The organism is uncultured Mucilaginibacter sp., assembly GCF_937859865.1.
Classification (GTDB): Bacteria; Bacteroidota; Bacteroidia; order Sphingobacteriales; family Sphingobacteriaceae; genus Mucilaginibacter_A.
On sequence record NZ_CALMAT010000145.1, the window covers coordinates 1 to 2988 of the forward strand.

Annotated in this window: 3 protein-coding genes; all 3 read left to right on the plus strand. The window is 42.3% G+C overall.

All coding sequences use genetic code 11. The features are described 5' to 3' along the window. A partial coding sequence (lptC, locus tag Q0192_RS15660; protein ID WP_299290818.1) for an LPS export ABC transporter periplasmic protein LptC occupies positions 1-447 on the plus strand: 447 nt, incomplete at its 5' end. 256 nt (positions 448-703) lie between these two features. Further along, complete coding sequence (locus tag Q0192_RS15665; RefSeq protein WP_299290820.1) at positions 704-2812, plus strand: peptidylprolyl isomerase; 2109 nt, start codon at positions 704-706, stop codon at positions 2810-2812. A 70-nt stretch (positions 2813-2882) separates the two neighbouring features. After that, a partial coding sequence (locus Q0192_RS15670) for a DUF2480 family protein (protein WP_299290822.1) occupies positions 2883-2988 on the plus strand: 106 nt, incomplete at its 3' end.

Consider the following 2988-nt stretch of genomic DNA (forward strand, 5'->3'; position numbering starts at 1 on the left):
ACCATTGGCGTTGATGTGATCTACAGCGATTCGGCTAAAGTAAAAGCCCGGATGACCGCACCGGTAATGCTTAACCATACCGCAGCCAAAGCCGAAAAGTCTTATTACGAAATGCCCAAAGGCGTGCATATTGATTTTTACGACCCGAAGTTGAAGCTAACCAGCACGGTTACGGCTGAATATGCCATCACCAAAAACCTCAACAAAATTATCGAACTGCACCGAAACGTGGTGGTGGTGAACGATAAAGGCGATACGTTTAAATCAGAAGAACTGATTTGGGACCAGTTGGGCAAGCGGTTTTACTCCAACCAGTTTTCTACTTTAAAAACAATGGATGGCAATGTGATCAGCGGAAGCACTTTTAGGTGTAATGAAGATTTAACCGAACCGGAGTTCAATCAATCTACCGGAACATTCAATGTAAAACAGGGATTAAATCCATAGAAAACCTTTTAAATTTACTCAATAAATTTCCATGCTTCTTTTATCGCATAAAAATTGGTAAACATTTAGGTTGATTTAAACCGATGCAGACACCAATTTTTATAGGGTAAAAGAAGCATCGGCTTTTTTTACTGGTATAGATTCAAACAAACCCTCGAAAAAAGTAAAAACAAATTGCGCAATTTCATGTATCGGGTTTTTATAAAATTTGTATCTTGCGCCCTCTTTTTTAAGCATTTAAATAGATTGATTTTTTATGGGAATAATGAGTTTTTTGCGGAACCGGTTGGGTTTGATCATGGTTGTGGTGATCGGTTTGGCACTTTTCGCGTTTATTATTGGGGAAGTGGTGCATTACGGAAGTTCTTTTATGAACGGCGACCGTACCACAATTGGCGAAGTTGCAGGCGATAAGATCAGTTACGATGACTTTAACAACAAGCTGGAGCAAAACATCCGGAATTTTAAGCAGCAGTCTAACCAGGCCAACTTAAACCCGCAGATGGCCAGCTATGTACAGCAAACTACCTGGAACCAGGCCATCAGCCAGATTATCCTGCAAAAGCAAATCAGCAAATTGGGCATTGCCGTTGGCGATTTGGAAAGTATTTCTTTAGTGCAGGGCAACAACCCAAGCCCGCAAATTGTGCAGGCTTTTACCAACCGCGAAACGGGGCAGTTTGACCGCCAGCAGTTGTTGGGTTTTTTGCAAAATATCAATTCTGCAAAAGCTGACCCTACAACCAAAGAACAATGGGCAACTTTTGTGAACCAAATTATTGAAGGCAAAAAATCAGAAAAATACTTGTCGTTGGTGCGCAACGGGCTTTATGTAAACTCGCTGGAAGCAAAAGACGATTACGAAGCGCGCAACAAAATTGCCAATTTTAGCTATGTCAATTTAGATTATGCTTCGGTTCCGGACAACCAGGTGAAACTGACCGAAGACGATTACAATACGTATTACAACGAACACAAAAACGAATTTAAAAACCCGGAGGAGACGCGTGCTTTTGATTACGTGGTTTTTAACGCAGCGCCATCCAAAGCTGATACCGCTGCGGTAAAAGAGCAGATCAACAAACTGCTGGACGGTTTTAAAACCAGCAAAAACGATTCGCTTTTTGTGGCCATTAATGCCGCTACGCCTGCGCCTTTGGTTTATCAGAAAAAAGGGCAATTGGACCCAACTTTAGATTCGGTCATGTTTAATGCTGCGCCGGGCTTCGTTTATGGCCCTTATTTCACTAACGGTGCTTACAAAATTGCAAAACTGATTGGTGCAGAAGTTGGCCCCGATTCGGTAAAAGCACGTCATATTTTGATCAACCCGGCAACGGCAGGCGGCGTAGATAAAGCGTTGGCCAAAGCAGATTCATTAAAAAAATTGATCCAGGGCGGAAAATCTTTTGCTGATCTGGCCAAAACCAATTCTATAGACGGTTCTGCTGCAAAAGGCGGCGAGTTGGGCACTTTTCCGCGTGGCTCAATGGTGCCTGTTTTTGAAGATGCTGTTTTTAAAGGCAAAAAAGGCGATTTGAAAATTGTTTCTTCCCAGTTTGGCGTGCATTTGATCGAAATTGAAGACCAGAAAGGATCATCCAAAGTGGTTAAAGTAGCGGTGGTTGACAAGCCGTTAACGCCAAGCAGCAAAACACAATCCGCAGCTTATGCCAAAGCACAATCATTTTTAAGCAAAGTATCCGGAGGTTCTTTTGCAGATGCCATAAAAGCAGATAAACTGCAAAAACAAGCTGCGGATGATGTAACGGCAAGTGCATCCGCCGTAACCGGGTTAGAAAATGCACGCGACGTGGTAAAATGGGCTTACGGTGCTAAAAAAGGAGATGTATCAAACCAGGTTTTTGAATTAGGAACCCAATATGTGGTTGCCCAACTGGAAGCCATCAAACCAAAAGGGATTTTGACATTGGATATGGTTAAAAAACAAATTGAACCGGCCGTGCGCAACCAGGTAAAAGCAAAACAACTGGAAGAAAAATTAAATAATGCCTTAAAAGGGGCAGCCGGACTGGACAAAGTTGCGGCACAAGTGGGCGGCAAAGTTACGCCGGTACAAAATATTGTTTTTGCAAACCCGATCATTCCGGGCATTGCGCAGGAAAATAAGGTTGTTGGCGCTGTTTTCGGTTCTCCGTTGCACAAAATTTCAAAGCCAATTGAAGGCCAAAATGGCGTTTATGTTTTTGAAGTGGATAGCTTTAACAATCCGCCGGCATTAAACAATGCTTTGAAAGACCGCCAGCAAATTGCACAAGCCGCGCTTCAGCGTTTAGACACCGATGTGTTTAATGTGTTAAAAGACAAAGCAAACGTAAAAGATTACAGGGCAAAGTTCTTTTAAACCAGGCATTAAACTAATTTTGCATCCGGAAATAAGTATATTGTTTCCGGATTTTTTTTATTTTATCAGCATGGAAATTCAGGAAAATATAGTGAACAAAGTTGCGCAAAGCGGCTTGGTTACTTTTGACCCTGCCAGCCTTTATCCAACAGGCGAGCGGGTTTTGTACGATATCA

What these genes read in the sequence shown, in the direction of transcription:
- Q0192_RS15665 (WP_299290820.1), top strand. Translation starts at nt 704, where the DNA reads ATGGGAATAATGAGTTTTTTGCGGAACCGGTTGGGTTTGATCATGGTT.